Annotated in this window: 23 protein-coding genes, 1 tRNA gene and 1 riboswitch; of the genes, 18 read left to right on the top strand and 6 right to left on the bottom strand. The window is 37.6% G+C overall.

The window, feature by feature from the left end:
- Positions 1-86: 86 nt before the first annotated feature.
- From A8L44_RS13260 to A8L44_RS13240, 5 genes are all read left to right on the top strand, one after another.
- Positions 87-785 (top strand): hypothetical protein, encoded by a 699-nt coding sequence (locus tag A8L44_RS13260; protein WP_066107111.1) that lies wholly within the window; start codon positions 87-89, stop codon positions 783-785.
- A 225-nt stretch (positions 786-1010) separates the two neighbouring features.
- Positions 1011-1331 (top strand): YodL domain-containing protein, encoded by a 321-nt coding sequence (locus A8L44_RS13255; RefSeq protein WP_066107108.1) that lies wholly within the window; start codon positions 1011-1013, stop codon positions 1329-1331.
- 102 nt (positions 1332-1433) lie between these two features.
- Positions 1434-2138, top strand: a complete 705-nt coding sequence (deoD, locus tag A8L44_RS13250; RefSeq protein ID WP_066107105.1) for a purine-nucleoside phosphorylase — start codon at positions 1434-1436, stop codon at positions 2136-2138.
- A gap of 386 nt (positions 2139-2524) precedes the next feature.
- Positions 2525-3334, top strand: a complete 810-nt coding sequence (locus A8L44_RS13245) for a M15 family metallopeptidase (RefSeq protein ID WP_066107103.1) — start codon at positions 2525-2527, stop codon at positions 3332-3334.
- Between the two features lie 63 nt (positions 3335-3397).
- Positions 3398-4879, top strand: a complete 1482-nt coding sequence (locus A8L44_RS13240) for a S41 family peptidase (RefSeq protein ID WP_254654731.1) — start codon at positions 3398-3400, stop codon at positions 4877-4879.
- A gap of 81 nt (positions 4880-4960) precedes the next feature.
- On the opposite strand, the gene A8L44_RS13235 is transcribed toward A8L44_RS13240, so the two are convergent.
- Positions 4961-5209: a DNA alkylation repair protein gene (locus A8L44_RS13235; protein WP_066107097.1), complete on the bottom strand. Its 249-nt coding sequence runs from the start codon at positions 5207-5209 to the stop codon at positions 4961-4963.
- Positions 5210-5436: 227 nt separating this feature from the next.
- Between A8L44_RS13235 and A8L44_RS13230 the strand changes: the two genes are divergently transcribed.
- Both A8L44_RS13230 and A8L44_RS13220 read left to right on the top strand, forming a co-directional pair.
- Positions 5437-5796 (top strand): FixH family protein, encoded by a 360-nt coding sequence (locus A8L44_RS13230; RefSeq protein ID WP_139063859.1) that lies wholly within the window; start codon positions 5437-5439, stop codon positions 5794-5796.
- Between the two features lie 861 nt (positions 5797-6657).
- A complete protein-coding gene (locus tag A8L44_RS13220; RefSeq protein ID WP_066107089.1) occupies positions 6658-7140 on the top strand; it encodes a DUF6385 domain-containing protein in 483 nt (160 codons plus the stop codon).
- 41 nt (positions 7141-7181) lie between these two features.
- Here the strand turns inward: A8L44_RS13220 and A8L44_RS13215 are convergent, their stop codons facing one another.
- Positions 7182-7676 (bottom strand): Hsp20/alpha crystallin family protein, encoded by a 495-nt coding sequence (locus A8L44_RS13215; protein ID WP_139063858.1) that lies wholly within the window; start codon positions 7674-7676, stop codon positions 7182-7184.
- A gap of 129 nt (positions 7677-7805) precedes the next feature.
- Between A8L44_RS13215 and A8L44_RS13210 the strand changes: the two genes are divergently transcribed.
- Entirely contained in the window at positions 7806-8570 is a 765-nt protein-coding gene (locus tag A8L44_RS13210) for an SDR family oxidoreductase (protein WP_066107081.1), read from the top strand.
- Positions 8571-8679: 109 nt separating this feature from the next.
- Here A8L44_RS13210 and A8L44_RS13205 read toward each other — a convergent pair whose 3' ends face one another.
- On the bottom strand, positions 8680-10044 hold the full coding sequence (locus A8L44_RS13205; protein WP_066107078.1) for an MATE family efflux transporter: 1365 nt from the start codon (positions 10042-10044) through the stop codon (positions 8680-8682).
- A 181-nt stretch (positions 10045-10225) separates the two neighbouring features.
- On the opposite strand from A8L44_RS13205, the gene A8L44_RS18595 reads away from it, so the two are divergent.
- Positions 10226-10375 carry a YflJ family protein gene (locus tag A8L44_RS18595; RefSeq protein ID WP_077248137.1) on the top strand — a complete coding sequence of 50 codons (150 nt, stop codon included), beginning with the start codon at positions 10226-10228 and terminating at the stop codon, positions 10373-10375.
- Positions 10376-10438: 63 nt separating this feature from the next.
- On the opposite strand, the gene A8L44_RS13200 is transcribed toward A8L44_RS18595, so the two are convergent.
- Together A8L44_RS13200 and A8L44_RS13195 are read right to left on the bottom strand one after the other, a co-directional pair.
- The gene (locus tag A8L44_RS13200; RefSeq protein ID WP_066107075.1) at positions 10439-10996 is read right to left on the bottom strand and encodes a GNAT family N-acetyltransferase; all 558 of its coding nucleotides are present in this window, start codon (positions 10994-10996) and stop codon (positions 10439-10441) included.
- Positions 10997-11274: 278 nt separating this feature from the next.
- Positions 11275-12075: an undecaprenyl-diphosphate phosphatase gene (locus tag A8L44_RS13195; protein ID WP_066107074.1), complete on the bottom strand. Its 801-nt coding sequence runs from the start codon at positions 12073-12075 to the stop codon at positions 11275-11277.
- A gap of 143 nt (positions 12076-12218) precedes the next feature.
- Here A8L44_RS13195 and A8L44_RS13190 point away from each other — a divergent pair, with 143 nt between their 5' ends.
- The 6 genes from A8L44_RS13190 to A8L44_RS19025 all read left to right on the top strand — a co-directional run bounded on the left by A8L44_RS13190 (position 12219) and on the right by A8L44_RS19025 (position 16475).
- A complete protein-coding gene (locus tag A8L44_RS13190; protein ID WP_066107071.1) occupies positions 12219-12542 on the top strand; it encodes a DUF4870 domain-containing protein in 324 nt (107 codons plus the stop codon).
- A gap of 124 nt (positions 12543-12666) precedes the next feature.
- Positions 12667-13473: a hypothetical protein gene (locus tag A8L44_RS13185; protein ID WP_066107065.1), complete on the top strand. Its 807-nt coding sequence runs from the start codon at positions 12667-12669 to the stop codon at positions 13471-13473.
- A 96-nt stretch (positions 13474-13569) separates the two neighbouring features.
- Entirely contained in the window at positions 13570-14553 is a 984-nt protein-coding gene (dapF, locus tag A8L44_RS13180; RefSeq protein WP_066107062.1) for a diaminopimelate epimerase, read from the top strand.
- 30 nt (positions 14554-14583) lie between these two features.
- Positions 14584-15261 (top strand): phosphatase PAP2 family protein, encoded by a 678-nt coding sequence (locus A8L44_RS13175; protein ID WP_066107059.1) that lies wholly within the window; start codon positions 14584-14586, stop codon positions 15259-15261.
- Between the two features lie 150 nt (positions 15262-15411).
- On the top strand, positions 15412-15750 hold the full coding sequence (locus A8L44_RS13170; RefSeq protein WP_066107058.1) for a hypothetical protein: 339 nt from the start codon (positions 15412-15414) through the stop codon (positions 15748-15750).
- Positions 15751-16316: 566 nt separating this feature from the next.
- Positions 16317-16475 carry a hypothetical protein gene (locus tag A8L44_RS19025; protein ID WP_175354299.1) on the top strand — a complete coding sequence of 53 codons (159 nt, stop codon included), beginning with the start codon at positions 16317-16319 and terminating at the stop codon, positions 16473-16475.
- Between the two features lie 208 nt (positions 16476-16683).
- Here A8L44_RS19025 and A8L44_RS13165 read toward each other — a convergent pair whose 3' ends face one another.
- Positions 16684-17280 carry a class I SAM-dependent methyltransferase gene (locus A8L44_RS13165; protein WP_066107055.1) on the bottom strand — a complete coding sequence of 199 codons (597 nt, stop codon included), beginning with the start codon at positions 17278-17280 and terminating at the stop codon, positions 16684-16686.
- A 124-nt stretch (positions 17281-17404) separates the two neighbouring features.
- A riboswitch (SAM riboswitch) is annotated at positions 17405-17506 on the top strand.
- A 94-nt stretch (positions 17507-17600) separates the two neighbouring features.
- Between A8L44_RS13165 and A8L44_RS13160 the strand changes: the two genes are divergently transcribed.
- From A8L44_RS13160 to A8L44_RS19020, 3 genes are all read left to right on the top strand, one after another.
- A complete protein-coding gene (locus tag A8L44_RS13160) occupies positions 17601-19460 on the top strand; it encodes a bifunctional homocysteine S-methyltransferase/methylenetetrahydrofolate reductase (RefSeq protein ID WP_066107052.1) in 1860 nt (619 codons plus the stop codon).
- The gene (gene metH, locus A8L44_RS13155) at positions 19457-22900 is read left to right on the top strand and encodes a methionine synthase (protein WP_066107049.1); all 3444 of its coding nucleotides are present in this window, start codon (positions 19457-19459) and stop codon (positions 22898-22900) included. Before A8L44_RS13160 ends, metH begins: the two co-directional genes overlap by 4 nt.
- Positions 22899-22968: transfer RNA gene (locus A8L44_RS19020), tRNA-Ser, on the top strand. Before metH ends, A8L44_RS19020 begins: the two co-directional genes overlap by 2 nt.
- The last annotated feature ends 214 nt before the right edge of the window (positions 22969-23182 follow it).

The following is a 23182-nucleotide window of genomic DNA, read 5'->3' as shown; positions in this document are numbered from 1 at the left end:
AAAGAGTTTAAATAATAGGCTTCCCCTCAATTAAAGAGCTGCATATACTGATAAAAATTCTACCCGAACTGCGAGGGGTGGCAGCAATGGGCAAGCGTAATAAACCGAAGTTTGCAATTGGTAATTCAGTAGTCATACTTGTGAACGGAATCGTGGGTAAAGTGAAGTCTGTTCAGGAATTTAATCAAACCTATGTATATGAGGTCCAAGGTGCTGATGGAGTATTTACGGAATCATCCTTAATGCTTGTTGAGGATTTTGAAGGGCTTTTATTTGAAGCAGAACATGTAAATATTGATTACAAGTATTTTTTTGGAGATTTAGTGCAAGTGAAAGGGTATGGAAAGGAAATCTTTAAAGTCATTGGGTTTCGAACTGAAATTTGGAGATATAAAGAAGAATCGTGGGAAGATATTATTTATGAATTATCTAGAATTACAGACAATGAATGGCTAGAATGCAATGAGGATGATTTGATTTTTCTTGCAGATGCGAAAGATGCAGAACAATTTTTGAAGAAACATGCTCTTAATCAAAAATTGAAATCAAATCAGTATAAGAAACTAACAGAGCCCTCACCGCTCGCACATTTAAATAAAAATGGTAACCAGGAGTCTGATCATCAAGAGAAAATTAATCATCTTCTCGATATTTATAATGATTATCGAATTTTACGTGACATGTTTGGTGATGAAACCTATGGGAAAGTGATGAAAACTGCTATAAAAAAACTAGAAAAATTAGTGGCCGATCAAACAACAAGAGAGAAAAAAGAGCCTCACTAAACAAAAAACAGACTTCTCCTGGTCTGTTTTTTGATTCAACAAATATATGCAGATTGTAAATTGTTCTCTAACCACAGGGGTGTAAGCATTTAACAGCATACTTTATAAGAAAAGACTAGGCCAAAACTCATAAATTTAGGATTCGACAAAACTAGAAGTTTTTCATTGCAGGAATTTGTTATAGGAAGGGTAAATTTAAATAACAAACGTATTAGGAGGGAAATTATGCTTAAACAAAGAATTTTAAAGTGGTCGGCTTTGCGAAGAAGAGAATATGAAATCGCCATTTTTCAAACAGAACACCCTCGGGATAAGAAAGGATATAAACAGGTATATCAAGGCTACATAGATGGAGAAAGTCATACGGAAGTCATTAATAAATTGTTTAGAAAGTTTAATATAAGAGATTTAATACCTGAGAATTATAAGGGAAGAACCATATCAAGTGGTGATATCATTATGATCGGGGATAAGTACGAGAAAAAGAGTTATTACCAGCTTCAATCTGGCGGTTGGGCTGTAGTGAACCGAATTCACGTTTGTTAAAATCTGAATTATCGGTAACTTTATCTTTTTAAAAAGCCTATGGTATAGTTATAGTTGAATATAGACATTTTTGTCTTTACATAAAGGAGGAAATATTCAAACATGAGTATACATATAGGCGCTAAAGAAAACGAAATCGCAGAAGCTGTGCTATTGCCGGGAGATCCATTGAGAGCAAAATATATAGCTGAAACATTTTTGGAAAATCCTGTTTGTTATAATGAAGTTAGAAACATGTTTGGTTATACTGGTACTTATAAAGGGAAAAAAGTGTCTGTTCAAGGGACAGGTATGGGAGTTCCGTCCATCTCTATTTATGTAAATGAATTAATGCAAAGCTATGGTGTACAAAAATTAATTCGTGTTGGTACATGCGGTGCGATTCAAAAAGATGTAAAAGTGAGAGATGTTATTTTAGCCATGACATCATCAACGGATTCCAATATGAATAAATTACTTTTTGATGGAATCGACTTTGCACCTACAGCTGATTTTGGTTTATTAAAAAAAGCATATGACACAGGTGTGGAAAAAGGACTTCAATTAAAAGTTGGTAATGTATTTACTGCAGATCAATTTTATAATGATAAAGCAGACCATGAAAAATGGGCACAATATGGTATCCTAGCCATTGAGATGGAAACCACTGCGTTATACACTTTAGCTGCTAAATATGGCAGACAAGCATTATCCATTCTTACTGTCAGTGACCATATCCTTACAGGTGAAGAAACGACAGCTGAAGAGAGACAAACGACATTTAATGACATGATCGAAGTTGCTTTAAATACTGCTATTGAATCTTAATATTATAAAAACAAGAAAGCTCTGGTGAAAACCAGAGCTTTTTTTTATAATTGTACTATTGATGTATTATTTGAATTTTGATATTGAATTATCAACTTAGATTTTTTGAAAAAATCAAGCAGATCGGGAACATTTCAGCTATACTTGAAAAGGATTAGTGGAAACATCAATATATCACTATTTAAAGCAAATGTGTTCGAGTGACCAAATAGTACACTCCTTGATGATTAACAGTTTGTTTGAATTTTTCAGAAACTTAGTATAATACAAACAAAACTTAAAAACATATCAATTTAAAAAGTTACTAAAATAATAAATAGCATAGGCTGATTTAATGGTTTTTTGAAACAATAAACAGCTAGAGAGAGAATTGTGAGGGAAGAGAAATGAGAAAGATACTTCTTGGGATGATGATGGCAACGGCTTTATTACTCACAGCATGTAATGATTTATCCATTGACACAGATCAATCGAAAAAAGAAGAGAACGAGAACCATACGCAGGAAACGATTGGAAATGGACAAGGAAATCAAGGGTCGGAAGAGGATGATAATAGTGTGAATCTGGCTGCTGAATTCTTAAATGATATTAAGGTTGAGGATGGAGTGAACTATATCCAAAATCCTGATAATATTCTTGTGTTGGTAAATAAAGAAAATAGTCTGCCGATTGGTTACCGAGCAGATGATTTGGTGAAACCGAATGTTACTTTTTCATTCGTAGGAGAGCATGAAAAACAGCTGATGAGAAAGGAAGCTGCAGAGGCGCTTGAGAAGATGTTTACTGCAGCCAATGAAGAGGGAGTACAATTAGCAGCCGTGTCAGGTTTTCGTTCCTATGAAAGACAGGTACAGCTATATAATGCGGAAATTGAAGCATCCGGTATAGAGTATGCCCAACAATCGGTAGCGGAGCCTGGTAAGAGTGAGCATCAAACAGGTCTAACAATGGATGTATCGAGTGCAGAGAATAATTATCAGCTTAATGAAGATTTTGGCTCTACAACAGCCGGACAATGGCTTGCCCAAAATTCTGCAGAATATGGATTCATCATCCGCTATCCAAAGGGTGACGAGAAAACAACAGGGTATATGTATGAGCCCTGGCATATTAGATATGTGGGAAAAGCCTATGCCACTGATATGAAAAAACGTGGCTTGACCTTGGAGGAATACATCCAGCTGGCAACAGAGTAGGATATCATTTGGAGTTCTGATATAATATAGTTAATTTTAAGGCAGTATAGTTCAGTGAAAGTGGTGAACCAGTTGGATTCAGAACAAGATCAAGAACAAGCAAACAAGCCGAAGGGCTATATTAAAGTTAGATGGATTTATCTTATTTTAGGATCAGCTTTACTCATTATCCTTAGTGTTTTTGCAACAAGGTACATAATGGATAACACGCAACAATCAACATCAGGAATCAAGATTCCGCTTAGCGGATCTAAAAACGATATGGAGAAAATCAAAAGTGCTATGGATACCTTGGAAAATAGTTATTTCCAAGAAGTGGACCGCGATAAATTAATTGATGGTGCCATTAATGGAATGGTAGAATCACTTGATGATCCATATTCGGACTTTATGACACAAGAAGAAGCCGCCAGCTTTCATGAAAGCATTTCCTCTTCTTTTGAGGGAATTGGGGCAGAAATAATGTCAGAAAATGAACAAATTGTAATTGTTTCACCGATAAAAGGTGCACCTGCTGAGAAAGCCGGATTAAAAGCGGGTGATATTATTTTAAAAGTAAATGATAAAAGCCTGCAAGGGATGTCGTCCAGCGATGCCGTGCTCTTAATCCGTGGAAAAAAAGGGACGGAGGTTAATTTAGTAATCCAGCGTCCGGGTGCAAGTAAGACAATGAACGTTAAAATAATACGTGATACAATTCCTGTAAATACAGTTTATAAAGAGAACTTAACGGATGATATTGCAAACATACAGATAACCAGCTTTTCTGAGAATACAGCTGAAGAGCTTGAAAAAGTATTACGTGAAGTGGAAGAGCAAGGTATGAAGGGAATTGTGCTTGATTTAAGACAAAACCCGGGCGGATTGCTTGACCAAGCTGAAAAAATAGCGAATATGTTTGTTCCAGCCGGTGAAAATCTCGTACAGATTGAAGACCGCAGCGGGAATAAACAAGTAGCAAAAGCGACAGATACCGGTTATAAATTTAAATTGTCAACGGCTGTACTAATTGACGAAGGCAGTGCTAGTGCATCTGAAATAGTGGCTGCAGCGTTAAATGAATCTGCTGATATTCCGATTATTGGTGTGAAGTCATATGGGAAGGGAACTGCTCAATCAGCAATGGACTTCACAGATGGATCCAATTTGAAGTTTACGTATGCAAAATGGCTGACACCGGATGGCAACTGGATTCATAAAAAAGGCATCAAGCCGGACATTACTGTCAAAATGCCTGATTATGCAAATTTATCGTTTATTGATCCTGAGGAAAAGCTAGAGCTTTCAAAAATGTCGCCAGAAGTTGAGAATGCTGAAAAAATGCTTAAAGCACTTGGATATAATCCAGGTAAAGCCGATGGATATTTTGATGAGAACACTGTAACAGCGGTTAAAAAGTTCCAAAAGGATCATGATTTAAAAGAAACAGGTGTGATCCAGGGAGACACAACAAATAAATTAATGAATGAATTAAGAAATAAAATTACTGAAGAAGATCCACAGCTAGAAGCAGCTAAGAAAAAATTGGCTGAGGATATAAAATAAAAAAATCGCTTCTCCATTCCAGGAGAGGCGATTTTTTGGTTAATGTTTCAGGAAAGAGTATGAATGCGCTTTGAATCAACATTATTTAAACGAGCGTTCACCAAATGCAATAAATGTTTTTTCATCTTCAATTAAACCGCAGGCAGCGCACTGGATTCTTCTGACAGGTCCATTATAGGGTAAATGAAAGGCGTCTAATTCATCGTCTGCGTACATTTGAATAACAGTGCCTGATTGGGGATCAAGTTTCACGTAAATGGGAGTTTGTTCAATCACATTAAAACGTGACCGGTTTGTTTTACAGTTTGGACAACAATATGGATGGCTCACATGTCTAACCTCCTTTTAGTATAGGTTTTGTAACCTCATCCAGAAATATACAAGTAGGGAATAAAGAAAAAAATGAGAAAGAGAAAACCTGAATATTTGGTGAATTTTCCAACTAATTACTGGTCTCTAATTCCAGTTTTGGAGTATTATTAGAATTAGTGGATTGTGAATGATAAGGGGTTGGAATTAAGTTGTTTAAAAAGAATGTATTATTTTTGAGTCTATGTATGATCACAGTAATAATCCTGTTCGGATGTCAGGACAAAGCAGCAGATGAAGAAATGCCAGCTATCATTGATGTCCAGGTAAAACTTTCACCTGAGGCGGCCATAGTGAATGAAAATGTACTTTTTGAGGTGACCGTAACACAGGGGAATGATAAGGTGACGGATGCTGAATCTGTCGAATTTGAATTTGGCAAAAAGGATGGTTCGGATAAAGAGAAAATTGCCGTTAAGCATAAAAAGGATGGTATATACAGTCTTGAAAAGTCATTCTCTCAGGAAGGGGACTATTATATGATCCCTCATGTGACAGCAAGAGGAATGCATGCAATGCCAAAGAAAGAATTTACTGTTGTTAATTAACGATTAATGGATAATCTCAGGATGATTACTCTTTCGTAACCATGATTGCTAATAGTTTGAAATAGAGGAGCAGCTTCTTTGCTGTCTCCTTTTTCTGTTTACGTACCATAATCTTCTTTTATTACTGATTATTGATGCTGACTCTATTATTAGGAGGTGTTTTTAAATGTTTAACTTCCCAAAACTAACAATGATTAGATTCACTAAACTGTTAATTCATTCCGTTATTCTTATTATCACCCTTACTTTTTTAGCTTTATTAAGTGCAGACATAATTGCGTGGGTTATCGGAAGACCTATTGAAAATAGCACAGGTTACGTAACTTTAATTACGATAATTTGGGTTTTCTTTGCTTTACAAAGCGAAAAATATAAGAAACAGTCTGTGTGAATCATTTTAATTATTAAAAATAGAATCGTATAAATAGAAGAAATCTGCGAATATCTTAGGGTAGAAATTTTCAAATGTATGTTTGTGTGATTGTTCCTTTATCTTGCCTTATTCGGCTAAACGGACAGTCATCGGAGCATTAATATCAGAAATAGAAATATGGTTAACGAGACATTTACTCCAAGTAGGATCAATGCCCCATTATATGTTGTACTCCTTATAATACAAACTGGTCAGGTAAGCACAATAAGCATGTTTAGAACAGTTACAGTCTAAATGAAGATGTTCTCCGCCAGGAGAGTGATAATATTGTATAAAAAATGAGTAACATAAATTTTAAATATTCTATTGGTCAAAAAGTTATAGAAGTAGACACTGATAAGAATTCATTTATGCCTTCTTTTCCGAAAGATTGATGCATACACATATAGTTAATTACGTTATGCATCGATAGAAAGGAAGGGTCTATCTTGACAATTCAGGAGAATGATAAAAAGGTAATTGAACCATCGCAGGTGTACAAATTACATAGGGAAGAAAAACAATATACCGCTGAAACGCATAATCAAACAGAATTCAGGATAAAAGAGATTGCAGGATTGGATGTTGGAGAGTTTAATAATAATGCGCATATAAAAAGGGAAAATCATGAATTTGTTAATATAAAAAAAGAGTTGTTTTTTAAATCAAACGGCAATGCACATATCATTTTTGATGTCCACAAATTCAGGTATTTTACGGTTGCAACTGCAAATCCAAATGATAAAGGAATCCATGTTTCCTTATCAGTAAGCCCTGATAACACGATTTATGCCTCTTTGATTGAAAAGCGATTGGTTAACCAGGGTAAATTAGAAATATTGGATTGCCCTAACAGGCTTAAATATATGAAGGTGGAATTCAATGGGAAACCGGGAGATAAAGTTCTTGTATTTTTACAGGGAGAAAAATAAAGGATAGTAAAAAACTGGCCCTGTCATCCAAGCCAGTTTTTTTACCATTCAGGAATAGAAATTTCTGAATAGTTTGATTCATTTACCTTAAAGAGAATGATTTCCAGGATTTCATCCCGATATGAAGATTTCGCTCCCTTTTTTTTTACCGGAGCAGGTAGATGAAAAGAGTGTTTCTCCTCTGGATCCGGGGGTAATCCGGATAGGAGAAGCTTTGTAGAAGTATGGTATACCTTAACGTTAGGTAAATGATCCTCTTTTATTGGGATTCTAATGAAAAGATAATCATGTGTTTCCAGAATATCTACGGAATGTTTTGAATGGACCACCGTTTGCTCATCTGGTTCTGGACTTGATTTAAATTGTTGGTTGATCATTCCTCCTAATTGATCAGGTGATAGCATGGAGAATAATTGTTCCATCTGCTTTTCCATACCTGGCTGATTAAGGAACTTCATCCAATCTGGCATTTGGTTTTGATTTTTGGGAAAAAGGTTCCACGGAAACAATTGATCACCTCGACTTTCAAGAGACATATTAGGTTAACTTACTATATGCGATAAGGGTAATTGTCGTTAATGCAGAAGTCAGCTTTTGATTAACGGAAATGTCATCTTTCAATGTATAATACAGATAGTAAATACTGCCTGTAGGGGGAGAAGAAGTTGACTCGGAAAACGGCTTTAATTACTGGTTCAGCAAGAGGACTGGGCAGAGCTACAGCAAGGCAATTAGCTATGGATGGGATAAATGTCATTACGACCTATCGTACTAATCAAAACAGTGCCATCCAAGATATGCAGGAATTAGCTCAAAACTACAACGTGCAAGCTTATGCTTTGCCATATGATGTAACAGTTCAAGATCATCATCGCAAACTAATTCATCAATGCTATGAATTATGTGGTGGAATTGATATTCTGATACATAATGCTGGTCCATATATACAGGAACGTAAACCAATGATGGAATATATGGAAGAAGAATGGGAATATCTTATTAATGGGAATTTATCGAGTATGTTTTACTTAGCCAGATTGGTTATTCCCTATATGCGAGTGAATAAATGGGGAAGAATTATTACCATGGGGTTTGATCAGTCAGACCACGCTCCGGGCTGGAAATACCGTTCTGCTTTTGCTGCTTCCAAAACGGGATTAACCTCCTTGACAAAAACGCTGGCTTTGGAAGAGGCGGAGTATGGAATCACAGCCAATATGGTTTGTCCAGGGGATATTGTGGATCCTTGGAAGGAAAGCTTTCGTGTAGAAGAAGGTATAGTATCAGAAAATGTTCCAGTTGGAAGGCCTGGAACTGGCGGTGATATCGCACGTGTCATTTCGTTTCTATGTGCGGAAGAAGCTGACTTTATTACAGGAACGGTTATTCCAGTAACAGGTGGGCAGGATGTTTTATCAAAAACCAGATAAGCAGCTTGGCCTTGAAAATTTAGTATGTGTAACTTTGTCTGAAAAATCATCGTAATAGATAGTAAATAAAAAAGTTCGCTTGGTTTATTCAAGCGAACTTTTTGTATGGTTAGCTATTTGAAGTGTGCACAAATTTTCTTTTTTGAACGTATAACAATCTCAATGTTAAACCAGTTGCCCCAACAGCTAGGCCGGAGATTAATCCAATCCAATAACCAAATGCTCCAAGGTCGGTATAATTAGCAAGGAATATGCCAAGTGGAAGCCCTATAATCCAATAGGATAACAGGGACATAAAGAACGTGATATTCACATCCTTATAGCCTCTCAAAGCACCCTGGATTGGTGCCTGAAGAGCATCGGAAAGCTGGAAGAAGATGGCGTAAATTAAGAACTGAGCTGTTAATGAAGCTACCACAGGATCTTTAGTGTATAGAAGAGCAATATAATCTCTGAAAATAAATAAGAAGATAGCACTAATGCCTGCAAAACCAATCGCACAAAAAACACCAAGTATTGAATATTCTTTAGCTGCTTTATAGTTCTTGGCACCTGCCTCATGGCCGACAATGATGGTCAATGCCATCGCAAAGCTAAGTGGTACCATATACAAGAAGGATGAGAAGTTCATGGCAGCCTGATGTGATGCAATCGTAATCGTATCATATGAGCTCATAGCCAGCGTAACTGCTGCAAAGATACTGGTTTCAAAAAAGATGGACATACCTATTGGGAATCCAATTTTCATTAATTCAACCCATTCCTTAAAAACGGGCAATGGCCATGATTTTAAAATGCCAAAACCGGAGAAAGGCTGTAATCTAATGATAATCACTGCTGCAACCAGAGTGATAACCCAATAAGTAATTGATGCAGCGATTCCTGCACCAATACCGCCAAATGCCGGAACACCTAACTTTCCATAGATAAACATATAGTTAAGTACCACATTGACTGGGATCGCAATAAGGGTGATTAGCATGGAGACGGTAGTTTTCCCTAGTGCGTCAATAAATGAACGAAGTACATTGTAAATCATAATTGGTAAGATTCCGAATGCCAAAGCAACTAAATAACCATAGGCTATTTGATAAACATCCGGCTCAAGATTCATGCCTGTTAATATCGGTTTAAGCACTAAAGCACCAGCGCCAATTAGAATGATGGACATTGCGACAGCTACATAAATCGCCTGCATAACAGAAAAGCGAATTTTATCCGCTTTTTCTTTAGCCCCAATTAAGTGGGCGACGATTGGTGTTACTCCCAGTAAAATGCCGGCAAGTCCATTATAGAAAGGACTCCATATAGACGTGCCTATGGCTACTCCAGCTAGGTCTTCAGGACTTGCTTGCCCGGACATAAACGTATCAAAAAAGCTGATAGCGAACAGTCCCAGCTGTGTAATTAATATCGGGAGGAATACCGAAATTATTCTTGAAAAGTTACTCTTTGTAAAAATAGATAAATTCATATCCATGCCCCCCGTATAAAGTAAGTATGACAATAAAAAATTATACCACAAAATAATTCTGCTTTTTAAACTTTAATTTTTACTTAAATTGGCTGGATTATGTTTATTCAGTTATGTGTCATATTAGTTAAAATCACTCATATATTGTATAACGAATAAAACAGAGTGGAGTGAGGAGAGAATGGCATACATAGGTTCGAAGGGTTGGTATGTGGCCAAGCTAAAAGAAAATGGTATAAGAAGGCATCCTGTTGAACGGAGAAAGCTGGAGTTGTACAAAACATATATCTTGAGAAAATTATACGAACAGCAAAAGATAACAAAAGAATAAGGCCGCTATTACGAAAAAAGGTGTATGCACAGTCTATTAGGCAGACTATGCATAACACCTTTTTTAAGCTTCTTTTATATCAAATACAGACACCTCTGCTGGTTGTCGCATTTGTGATAAAGTGAAGTGGTCCTTTGTTATCTCGAATAAATCAAATGAATACTCCCCTGAGTTGATTTCTTCATATAAGGTTTTTCGACTTTCGTTTGCAAGCATAGTATAGGGCATCTTTTGAGCTGCTTTAAAAGAACGAATATTTTCTTTCTTTATTCTCAGAAAGACCGTTTCAATCTCAAGCTCAAAAAACAATTCTTCAAAGAAATGCTGTTTAGCCAATTGGTTATATCCTTTTCCATGATAGGGTTTCCCTAACCAAGTACCTAAAAAGCCAGCCTGATTGGATACATCATAAAGCGTTATCGTGCCAATTGGATTTCCCCACTCATCGAGAATGGTACGTGAAATCAGTTCGCCACGCTCCTCAGCTTCAATCATTTGTTTAGTAAGAAAGAGATATTCTTCATATTGATGCGTTTTATGGCGCACAAAAGGGAAGACATCGGGGTGAATCATTAAATCAAACAATACAGGACAATCAGATAATTCACGTTTTTTCAACATACAGATCCCTCCGTATGAGGGCAGCCGCTAACTGCGATTTCCCCTCGAAATTTTTTAATGTAATATCAAAAAATTTCGGGGTGGGAATCGAACCCACTAGGACCATTACTGGTGGCGCACCATTTGCCTTCCCTAATTTTCGCTTATACAATTTTCAAAAATAAACTATTTCTGAAAGTATCATACAAGATTTTTTAGTAAAATGAAATAGTTTTTTTTCGTCATTTTTTGTACATTTTTTTAACGGAATTTAATGCCTATTTATCGTAAAAATAAAGTTAGAATATATTTAGGTGCTGAAGTATTAATATGACAGCTCCCAATAGAATGACATAGATAGCAAAAGGCTTTAAGGAATGATTTTTAATATATTTAATCATCCAGGAAACAGCAAGATAACCAAATATAGCAGAAAAAATTGTACCGAGAAATAAACCTTGGAATGAAATTGCTTCGACGGGTCCTGTCAATAAATCTCTACTCTTAAATAATATTCCTCCGAATATTACCGGTATGGAGAGAAGGAAGGAAAAGTAAGCAGCGGTTTCACGGTTAAGCCCGCTGAAGAGTCCAGCTGCCATCGTAAAACCGGATCGAGAGATGGCTGGGAAAATGGCGGCCGCCTGGAAAGTTCCAATAAATAACGCTTGTTTATAAGTAATGCTCTCTAAATTTTTATTTTGTTTGGGCATAATATCTGCATACCATAAAACAATTCCAGTTATAAGGAATTCCCAACCAATTGTAACCCCGGATTTAGAAATGCCTTCAAAATAATCATTGAATAGTACACCTGCTAATACTGCAGGGATTGTCCCGATTATCAAAAGGAATGTCATTTTTGATAATGGTTTTTTAAGAAGTTTTATAATTTCATGCCCATAAAAGATCAGCAATGCAATAAGTGTCCCTGTATGAAGCAGGGTATCCAGTAATAATCCTGCTTCATCAAGACCGAATAAATGTCTCCCTAAATATAAATGACCCGTACTGGAGATAGGGAGAAATTCAGTAAGACCCTGGATGATCCCCAGTACTATTGCTTTCCATTCTTCAAACAAATTAGCCAGCCTCCTCATGCAGGTTACAAAACCAAATTTTTATACTTGTCTATAGTTTCTGTATAGAGTGTATGAAGAACTAAAAGAAATCATGAAAGCTTTGAAACCTAAATGTTGAATGAATCGCATAAATTTATATAAAGATACGGGAGGTTTTAATGATGCAAAATACAAATGATAAATTATGGGCAGTAGCCATCTATGTCAGCAGTTTTTTCTTAGTGCTGGTTGGGCCACTCGTTATATGGTTAATTAAAAAGAATGATTCAGATTTTATCGATTACCATGGTAAGGAATATTTAAACTTTTTAATCAGCTATACGATTTACACCTTTATAGCATTTATATTGGCGTTCATCGGTATTGGTTTTATCCTTGCTTGGCTGATTGGAATATATGTGTTGATATTTACAATAGTGGCTGCTGTAAAGGCATATTCTGGAGAATATTATCAAATCCCATTAACACTTCGAATATTGAAATAGCAATAGCTAAAGACCTTGGCATTATTTCTGCCGGGTCTTTTTTAAATCCGTTACTATTTTGGACATGTCCAGCATAGAATGTATGGATGGTTATCAGGTTTAAAAAATTGGCGGTGAAAAATCCTTGACTACTAAGCATTATTACCAAAAAATTCATAGCATATATACAGCAGAATTAGTTGCATACTTTGTAGTCGGTCTTCTCTGTTTTTTGTTTGCCTGGTTGAATGGATTCGATATCATATTAGCTGCGTGTGTTACCTGTCCTTTTATAGTGCTGGTTCTTTTTTCTATCAATCGTAATTTCAGACTGAAAAGCAGAATGAAGAAACTTCCGGAAGCGAAAGTGGCTGATGAGGAAGGCTCACCGCTGACGAACAGCCAATATTTTCTTGGATTTTTACCAGCCCCGACCCTTCATATGGCTATTTTCTCACCAGAAGGTAATCTGGTTGGATCTCTTAAAGATAAACGGGAAAATATTTGGATGTGGATTATTCCAGCTTCATTGCTTATTTTTTTACCGAGAAGATATATCTTATCTGACAGCAACGGCCATGTATTATGTGAGTATCGAAGCCATTTTGGGTTAAATGGGGATATTGAAATTTTAACGTCTGAGCAAGAACAATTAGGCAGGTATAAGCAATCTAAACAACTGGGAAAAAAAAGTACAAGCAATGTGGCAAACCCATATGGAATCCGGCAATATGGCGGTGAAATCCTTCATGGATCTGAATTCATTGTTGAACAAACATATGATAAGCGGAAAATTGTACATTATTCTTGCGGATGGATGCCGGCATACTACAGTAAACATTTTCTTGATCCCAATACACCTCTCCTGACATTTACGGAAGGAGCAACAGAGGATGAAAAGAGAATAGGCTATTGCTTTTGCCTTGATTACCTTCAGCAGCAAAACCACTGACCACTCCTATAAACGTCGCTAAACTTTAGCTTGTTGCACAATATGTTTTATAATGGTGAAATAGTGAAGAGAATGTTGTTTGAAGGGAGCAGGAGAATGGATATAAAGATAATTAAAGTACATGGTTCTAACAATGATTTTTATTTAATCGATGAAATGGAAACCAAGCTGTCATTAACAGATGAAGAACGAAGCCAATTGGCTATAAATATGTGCAAGCGGACGGGCACAGAGGGAGCAGATGGAATTCTCTTTGTGTTAAACAGTGAGGCCTCAGATGCCAGAATGAGAGTCTTTAATGCAGATGGTTCAGAAGCATCCATGTGTGGGAATGGACTCCGTTGTGTAGGTCGGTATGTTCAAGAAAAATTGAAGAAAAATAACCTGCTGATAGAAACGATGAAAGCCACCCTGCAGGTTAAGAAAGAGCCGGACATGTATAAGGATATCCCTACATACCGCGTCGAAATATCTCCGGTTATCAAGGCAACGAGTGCATTGCCCATGAATACTGAAATGGACGAAATCATCAATCAAAAACTGCCGTTTATTGACGAGAATCTTACGTTCACAACCCTGTCAGTACCAAATCCACATCTGATCAGTCTTGTTGATAAAGAGGTAATCCATTCGGATAAACAAGAGAAAATAGCAACTATGCTGAATGGTGAGAATGACTGGTTTACAGATGGTGTGAATGTCAGCTTCGTGTCCCGTCTGGAGGAAGGATCCATTTTTGTTCGCACATTTGAACGAGGTGTTGGCTTTACGGATGCTTGCGGAACGGCAATGTCAGCTTCAAGCCTTGTTACGAAATGGATTGATGAGTTGGCTGATGAAGCAGTTCTGCACGTCTATAATCCAGGCGGAATGGTACTATGCCAGGTCCATGATTTGCCAGATGAAACGTGGATTGATTTGATTGGCAATGCAACGTATGAGTATGAAACGGTTGTTCAGTTAAATTTGGATACACTACATGTTAGCTTTGGAGAAAGGAAAGTCTATAAAGAAGAGGCAGATGCTTATTCAGCATTCCAACAACATGCTAAAGCATTTGTAGAATCTAAAATAGGCTGAGCTGATACATATTAGAATAGGAGGGCAGAAATGAAGAAGCAGACGAATACCTTTTTAAATGTTCATGTAATCACCTTTTTCGTATTAATCGCCCTCTTTATTGTGTGTACCATCCTATTCGTAGATATTGCAGAGAACATAAATGAGAATGAGCTTTATCATTTTGATATGACAATCATCCAGGCTGTGCAGGGGAGTATTAATGAATTAAGCACAAAAGTACTTACCTTTATAACTAATCTTGGATCAGTTGATGGCAATATTCTATTGGTTATCCTATCCTCTGTGTTTTTATTATTTAAAAAACGTGTATTAAGTGTCATATTCTTAATCATCACGACATTATCGGGCGGTTATGTTAACCATTACTTAAAATGGATTTTCCAGCGGGAGAGACCAACATTGAATCCATTGATCGAGGTAAATGGCTTCAGCTTTCCGAGCGGTCATGCTATGTCATCTTTTATCCTATACGGCGCACTTATGATCATAACTACCAGAATCACGAAGAATTGGCCCATTAGATTGGCTGTCTATGCGATTTGTATTTTTATGATTTTAACGATGGGCTACAGCCGAATCTACTTGGGTGTCCATTATCCGAGTGATGTAATTGCAGGGTATATTGCAGGATGTGCATGGCTTGCTATCATTGCTACTGTATTTACGTTTGGGGAATATCGGAAAACAAAAGGTTCGAAATCGTAATAGGCTGTCCATAAGCCATAATGGCTTATGGACGGCTATTTTTTATGGAAATCTTGGCTGTCTGAAAATAACAAAAGGTTTCTAAGGAAATATTTGTTATAATAATTTATAAAGAAAAATTCTGGAATAAGTAAACAAGGGGATTTTAGTATGATTGATTTGATTATTGGGTTGTTAATCAATGGTTTAGTAATAGTTGCGTTTTTAAACAACAACAAATTTAATGCCCAAAAACTAAAATTATCAATAGTAAGTCTTATATCAACTATTATTGTTGTAGTTGTTCCTACCTTAGGTTATCGATTTGATAAGAGTATTGGTGATTATTATTTCGGTTTTCCTGCTGATATTTTAGTTTATCATGGTGGAATGCTGTTTTCTTTAGTCTCGTTTGGCTTTTTGTTTAACTTCTTTTTCTTTTATTGGGTGTTTAAACTAATAGTTAAATTAGGAGTGCTTATTAGGCCTGTGAACAAGGGAAATTATTGATGTTATTTAAAAGGGGTTGCTTAGGCTGCTCCTTTTCTTATAGGGTTCCCATTTCGCTTAATGCAGCAGCCAAAGTTAGTTACTTCAGTGTGAAATAGACGTAGCGGTAAAACCGCAATATCGGTTAACGATGTTATGTTGGGATAGCTGAAGAAGAGAAAGTATAATTTTTAATTAAGGTAATATTAAGTGATAATCGTTGAATGCCTTTTTGTGTTGAACTTCTTATGGCAGTAAAGGTTCAGGATAACGAAAAAGAGTTTTACATAAGAATAAGGAATTGATAAAAATCAATTTAATAGGGAGAAAAACATGGGGCATTAGTTGAATAATTGCGACAATAAAAAAGCTGTCTCTCTTTAAGTCATCAGCAACAATACTTGTGAACAGAGAGCAAATAAAAGAGATCCATTAGCAAGGATTAAAGATATTTAATTACCTTAAAAAGACAACCAGAGCAATTATGTTATCAATAACATATATGGTATAATTTTCATACAACTACTTGGTGCGGGTGGTATGCGCCTTCTTTTCCTTATATAAAGGAGAAGGGAGGTGATATACTTATGGATTTTCTAATAGCTCTGGCAAAAGATGTAGCAATGATCTTTTTCACGACCCTTGCTGCCGGCATCGCCACGCGATTCGCCAATCTTCAGCTAAAGGGCAAACGAAAAACCACCCCGCGCCGACCAAAGCATAAGGGTGGTTCCTCTAAGAACTAAACTATTTGCATACCACTCGCTAGTAGTTGTACCAGGGAGTATCCAGCTCTCTGGTTTTTTAATATATGTGTATATGTTTATAATATACCCTAAATAATAGAAATTCAATCAAAACTGATGGAGGAGCTTATGGTTTTTATAGGTTGAAAAGGGTCAGATAGAAAGAGTGTCTAAGCTTGAGTGGAATTTCTAATATTCATAAAAAGGGCTATTTGATGGCTGTGACATTTATAGATAAGCACGGTTTGAGTGGTTTCGTTTGAACCTTAATAGACTTAAAGCCTGTATTAGTTAGCACCTCTCTAATCTCTTCGGCAAAGGCATGAGCCTGTTCTTCGGTTGCTTCTTCCTGCCTTGGCTGCACGGTTATAGTCAGTTTTCCATTTTCTTTTAATAAAGAATGTATTTTTTGAATACAAGCCTCTTGATCTTCCCATAATGGATAGCTATTTACACTAAATATTTTATCGTACACCATTGGATTGGGAATCCCGAGAACAGTTCCATTAAACAAACGAAGCTGATTGCGGTTGAGTTGTTCTTGATTTCGTTTGCTCGCATTTTTCACCATTTCTTCTGATGGATCGACACCATCTATTTGGATGGTAGGGTACTTCTCAAAAAGCATGTGCATTCCTTCACCTGGGCCAAAACCAACTTCTAGCAGTGTGTCATTTGGGGTAATAGTCAATTGATCAAATGTCCATTCGTATAATTCCTCATTTTCATAGGCCATTATTTTACCTGCAATCTTTCCGAGGACACCAGTTGGATTTTTAAACTGATTCGTTATTATTTCCTTCATCTAACATCACTCCTACCCCATACATACCCAAAATACTAAATCGTTAACTCTTTTGGATTAATTATCAAAATAGATTGAAATAACTGAAAATTTATAGTAAATTAAGTAAATATATAATTTCATATTCTTATCTAGAGAGATGGAGGGACTGGCCCGTTGAAATCTCAGCAACCTGGATGGTAATCCAAGGTGCTAAATCCAGCAAGCAATGCTTGAGAGATGAGAGACCTTAGGAAAGAGGGCTTTCATGATGAAAGCTCTTTTCTATTAGTCTGTTTTCCTCATCAGAGACATTAACCAACTAATTAGGGGGAAAGACAGTGAAACTACTGGAAACGTTAAATGAAAAAATTCTAGTCGCAGATGGGGCGAGTGGAACACTTTTATATTCATTTGGAATTGATAGTTGCTTTGAAGAGCTTAATTTGACAAACCCCAATCAGATCAAAAAGATGCATAGAAGTTATATTGAGGCTGGTGCTGATGTGATTCAATCGAATACATTCGGCGCAAATTTTCATAAATTAAAGCGCTATGGTCTCGAAAGGGAAGTTTCTCAAATTAATAGAGCCGGAATGAAAATAGCGAAAGATGCGGCTGATCCAAACACATTCATCATCGGCACGATTGGCGGCTTGCGGAGCTTTAGGAAATCAGAATTAACACTAACGGAAATTAAGGGATATTTCGATGAACAGCTGACCGCTTTATTGGAAGAAAAGCCGGATGGCATTTTACTTGAAACCTATTATGATTTAGACGAATTATTAACGGTAATAGAGTCGGCTAGAAAAATGAGTGATCTTCCTCTTATCGCGAATATTTCTCTGCATGAAACAGGCCTTTTGCAAAATGGTATGCATGTCAGTGAGGCGTTTTCTCTTATGAAAAAAACAGGCGCTGATGTGTTAGGCATCAATTGTCGGATGGGTCCCTATCATATGATTCGCTCATACGAAGAAGTACCTTTATTGGAAGATACCTATTATGCGGCTTATCCAAACGCCAGCTTACCTGATTTATCAGATGGAAGATATGTCTATTCGACAGAAGCGGATTATTTCATTAATAGTTCAAGGCAGCTTGTGAAGCAGGGGGTCCGGCTGCTAGGTGGATGCTGTGGTACAACTCCTGCCCATATTCAGGCCATTCGTAAAGGAATCGAAGATCTTCATCCTGTAAAGGTGAAAGATTTTGTAGCCAAGCCGAAGCATCAGCCTATATCATATGAAATCATTCAATATAAACGAAAAGGTCCAGATACAATTTCAGGTAAGGCAAAAAAACAAACGACGGTTATCGTGGAGTTGGACCCGCCAAAGACGTTCGGCCTGGAGGATTTTTTAATAGGAAGTCGCTACCTATTAGATTCGGGTGCCGATGCGATTACACTTGCGGATAATTCATTGGCGTCACCGAGAATATCCAATCTTGCGGTAGCGTCGATTTTACAATCAAAGTTAAATACGGTGCCTCTTGTTCACTTAACTTGTCGAGATCATAATCTGATTGGCTTGCAATCTCATTTAATGGGCATGCATTCCCTTGGATTATCAGAGGTGTTGGTGGTGACTGGGGATCCTTCAAAAATTGGTGATTTTCCGGGCGCGACTTCTGTATATGATCTTTCTTCAATGGACCTGATTTCATTGGTTAAGCAATTGAATGAGGGGCGCTCCTATTCAGGAAAATCGCTGGGTAGCCGGGCGAATTTCGATATCGCAGCTGCCTTTAATCCAAATGTAAAGTACATAGATAAAGCCGTACAGCGAATGGAAAAGAAAATTCAGGCTGGAGCTGATTATTTCTTAACCCAGCCCGTGTTTAGTATTGAAAAATTAGAGGAAGTATACGCGGCAACCAGGCATATAACAAAGCCGATTTTTATTGGCATTATGCCTTTAACGAGTCACCGGAATGCAGAGTTTTTACATAATGAAGTGCCAGGTATTTCATTGCCGGTTCATGTTAGAGAGGCGATGGAAAGAGCCGGAACGGATAAGGAAGCCTGTGCTCGCGAAAGCTTTGCCATTTCAAAAGAATTAGTGGACGCGGCAAGTGAACTATTTAACGGTATCTATATTATTACACCTTTTATGAAATATGAATTAAGCGGGCATTTGGTTCGGTACATCAAAGAACAGAAATCAGTTGTAAATAAGGAAGTGCATCTATCATGAGAACAGAAAAATTGAAAGAGTTATTGGCTGAAAGAATAGTTATTCTAGATGGAGCAATGGGAACCATGATTCAGGCGCATCAATTAATAGAGGATGATTTTGGCGGGGAACAATACGATGGGTGTAATGAGTATTTAACGCTAACCCGCCCGGATGTAATCCAATCGATTCATGAAGAGTACTTGGCAGCAGGTGCGGAAATTATTGAAACAAACACATTCGGGGCAACTCCAATTGTACTGGATGAATATAATCTTGGTCACCTGGCATATCAGCTGAATAAAGAATCAGCTCAATTGGCTCGAAAAGCAACAGAACAGTTTGACAGTCCTGACAGCCCTCGCTTTGTTGCAGGTTCGATGGGACCTACGACCAAAACCTTATCCGTAACAGGCGGAGCCACTTTTGAACAATTGGCAGATTCATATGAAGAGCAAACGAAGGGCCTGCTTGATGGGGGAGTTGATTTGCTTCTCTTGGAAACATCGCAGGATTTATTAAATGTGAAAGCAGCTTATATTGGAATGAAAAGAGCATTCTCATCTTTAGGCAGGGAAGTTCCATTAATTATCTCAGGAACGATTGAACCAATGGGGACTACTCTAGCCGGTCAAACCATTGAAGCTTTTTATATATCGTGTGAGCATATGAATCCTCTTGCAATCGGGCTTAATTGTGCAACTGGTCCAGAGTTCATGGCTGACCATATCAGGTCTTTATCTGAATTAAGCACTGCTGCAGTAAGCTGTTACCCGAATGCGGGATTACCAGATGAAAATGGCCAATATAATGAATCGCCTTCCTCCCTAAGCAAGAAGATCAAGCAATTTGCCGAAAAAGGTTGGATTAATCTTGTTGGCGGCTGCTGCGGAACGACTCCTGATCATATTCGAGCTATTAAAGAAGCGGTTACCGGAATTGAAGCGAGGCAAATTAATGGCAAACAGGGTAATCATGCTGTCTCTGGTATTGATGCCTTAATCTATGATGATTCAATGAGACCTTTATTTGTAGGTGAACGGACAAATGTGATTGGATCCAGAAAGTTTAAGAATCTGATTAAGGACAGGAAATTTGAAGAAGCGTCAGAAATTGCTAGACAGCAAGTCAAAAAAGGAGCCCATGTAATAGATGTGTGCCTAGCTGATCCAGATAGCGATGAAGTGTCTGATATGGAAGAATTCATGAAAGAAGCGGCTAAAAAAATAAAGGTGCCTTTTGTTATCGATTCAACCGATGAAATGGTCATCGAAAAAGCACTCCGCCATTCTCAGGGTAAAGCAATCATTAATTCGATAAATTTAGAGGATGGGGAAGAACGCTTTGAGAAAATTGTTCCATTGGCAAAAAAGTATGGTGCAGCCTTGGTTGTTGGAACAATTGATGAAAAAGGGATGGCCGTAACAGAAGAACGAAAACTGGAGGTTGCCCAGAGATCGTATCAACTGTTAACAGAAAAGTATGGAATCGTACCGGAGGATATTATTTTTGACCCGCTTGTTTTTCCGGTTGGTACTGGTGATGAACAATACCGGGAAGGAGCTGCGGAAACGGTAAAGGGACTGGCGGCCATTAAAAAAGAGCTTCCGAGAACATTAACGATTTTAGGCATCAGTAATGTATCGTTTGGACTGCCGAATGAGGGAAGAGAGGTCCTGAATGCCGTTTATTTATACCACTGTACAAAGGCTGGCTTGGACTATGCGATTGTCAATACAGAAAAATTAACTCGATTTGCGTTAATCCCTGAGGAGGAAGTTAAATTATCAGAGAATCTTTTGTTTCATAACTCAGAAGAATCTCTTGCTGAGTTTGTTGCTTTTTATAGGACAAAAAAGCCTGTTCAAAAGGAAACGAAAGAAAAACTTCCATTAATGGAGCGCCTACCTGAATACATTATCGAAGGGACAAAGGACGGGTTGAAGGAGGATATTGATGAAGCTCTTGAAAAAGGGATGGAGCCGCTTGATATCATCAACGGTCCATTAATGGCCGGTATGTCGAAGGTTGGAGAACTATTTAATGATAACCAGTTAATCGTAGCTGAAGTATTGCAAAGCGCGGAAGCCATGAAAGCAGCCGTTTCGCAGCTTGAACCATTGATGACTAAATCAGGTACAACGTCTACAAAAGGAAAAATGGTGCTGGCAACCGTGAAAGGGGACGTACATGATATCGGGAAGAATCTCGTTGATATCATCATGAGTAATAATGGCTATGAAGTGGTTGACTTAGGCATTAAAGTAGCTCCGCAAACCTTGATTGAATCCGTCCGAAATGAGAACCCAACTATTATTGGCTTGTCAGGCTTGTTGGTAAAATCAGCCCAACAGATGGTTATTACCGCTCAGGATTTAAGAGAAGCGGAAATTGATGTTCCGATTGTAGTAGGTGGAGCAGCTCTTACCAGGAAATTTACTAGAGGGCGAATTGCTCCTGAATATAATGGACCGGTCTTTTATGCAAAGGATGCCATGAATGGACTCGATTTAATCAATCAGCTCCATGACGATGAGAAAAGGCTATCCTTTCTCGCTCAGCTAGAGGCAGAAACGAATGAGCAAGCAGCAGTGATTTCGATTGAAACGAAAAGGGATATTCAAGTTACAGAAAACCGTGATAAAACAGTGAAGGATCAAGAGAATATACCAGTCCCCGAGGACTTAAACCGGCATATTCTGCAGGATTACCCACTATCTCTGGTGTACCCATATGTGAATAAACAAATGTTATTTGGCCATCACCTTGGGATGAAGGGGAAAGTGGATCGGTTGTTTGAGGAAGAGAATCCAAAATTATTAGAACTTGCAGCCATAGTTGATGAGATTCTCGAAAACAATCAGATTAAATTATCAGCGATGTATCAATATTTTCCTGCAAAAAGTGATGGAGAAATTCTAAAAATATGTTCCCCAGCTAATCCGGATGAAGTCCTCGAAACATTTGATTTTCCGCGACAGTCCAAAAAGCCTTATCTGTGTTTATCTGATTATGTGAAGGACCAAGAGTCAGGTGTACAGGATTATGTGGGATTGATGATTGTCACAGCAGGTAAAGGTATAAAAGAAATAGCAGAAGGATGGAAAAAAGAAGGACAGTATTTAAAGAGCCATGTCATCCAATCACTCGCACTCGAATGTGCTGAAGGCTTAGCTGAACGAGTCCACCATCTTATGAGGGATGCTTGGGGAATCCATGACTCTATCGATATGACCATGAAAGAACGATTGAGTGCTAAGTATACCGGTCAGCGTTATTCATTCGGGTATCCAGCCTGCCCGAATCTCGAGGATCAAGAAAAGCTATTCAGGTTGCTGAAACCAGAGGATATCGGAATTCAGTTGACAGAGGGATTTATGATGAATCCTGAAGCATCTGTTTCCGCGATGGTCTTTTCGCATCCGGAGGCTAGGTATTTTAATGTGGGGCGGGAGGAGTAACGAGATAACGTAAAGGCATAGATAAACGGCCTTCTAAGCCGTCGGTCGGGAGTTCGAATCTCTCTTCGGATGTAATAGATAGCATGAATAAGTCCATATGAATAGTAAATTTCAATATAATGGGGTACAAACGGAGATTAGCACCAAGCGTTTGTGCCCCTTTTTAGTTATCTTGAAGTCTACTATTGTGAAGTTTATATGCAGGGATCAAAAAATCAAGCAATATTTCTACTATTTGTGGATAATAAATGGTCAAATAATCTTTCTTTAGAAAGTATTTAA

Origin of the sequence: Bacillus sp. FJAT-27986, assembly GCF_001685035.1 — a bacterium.
Classification (GTDB): domain Bacteria; phylum Bacillota; class Bacilli; order Bacillales; family Pradoshiaceae; genus Pradoshia.
This window is presented reverse-complemented; position numbering and strand designations above follow the sequence as displayed.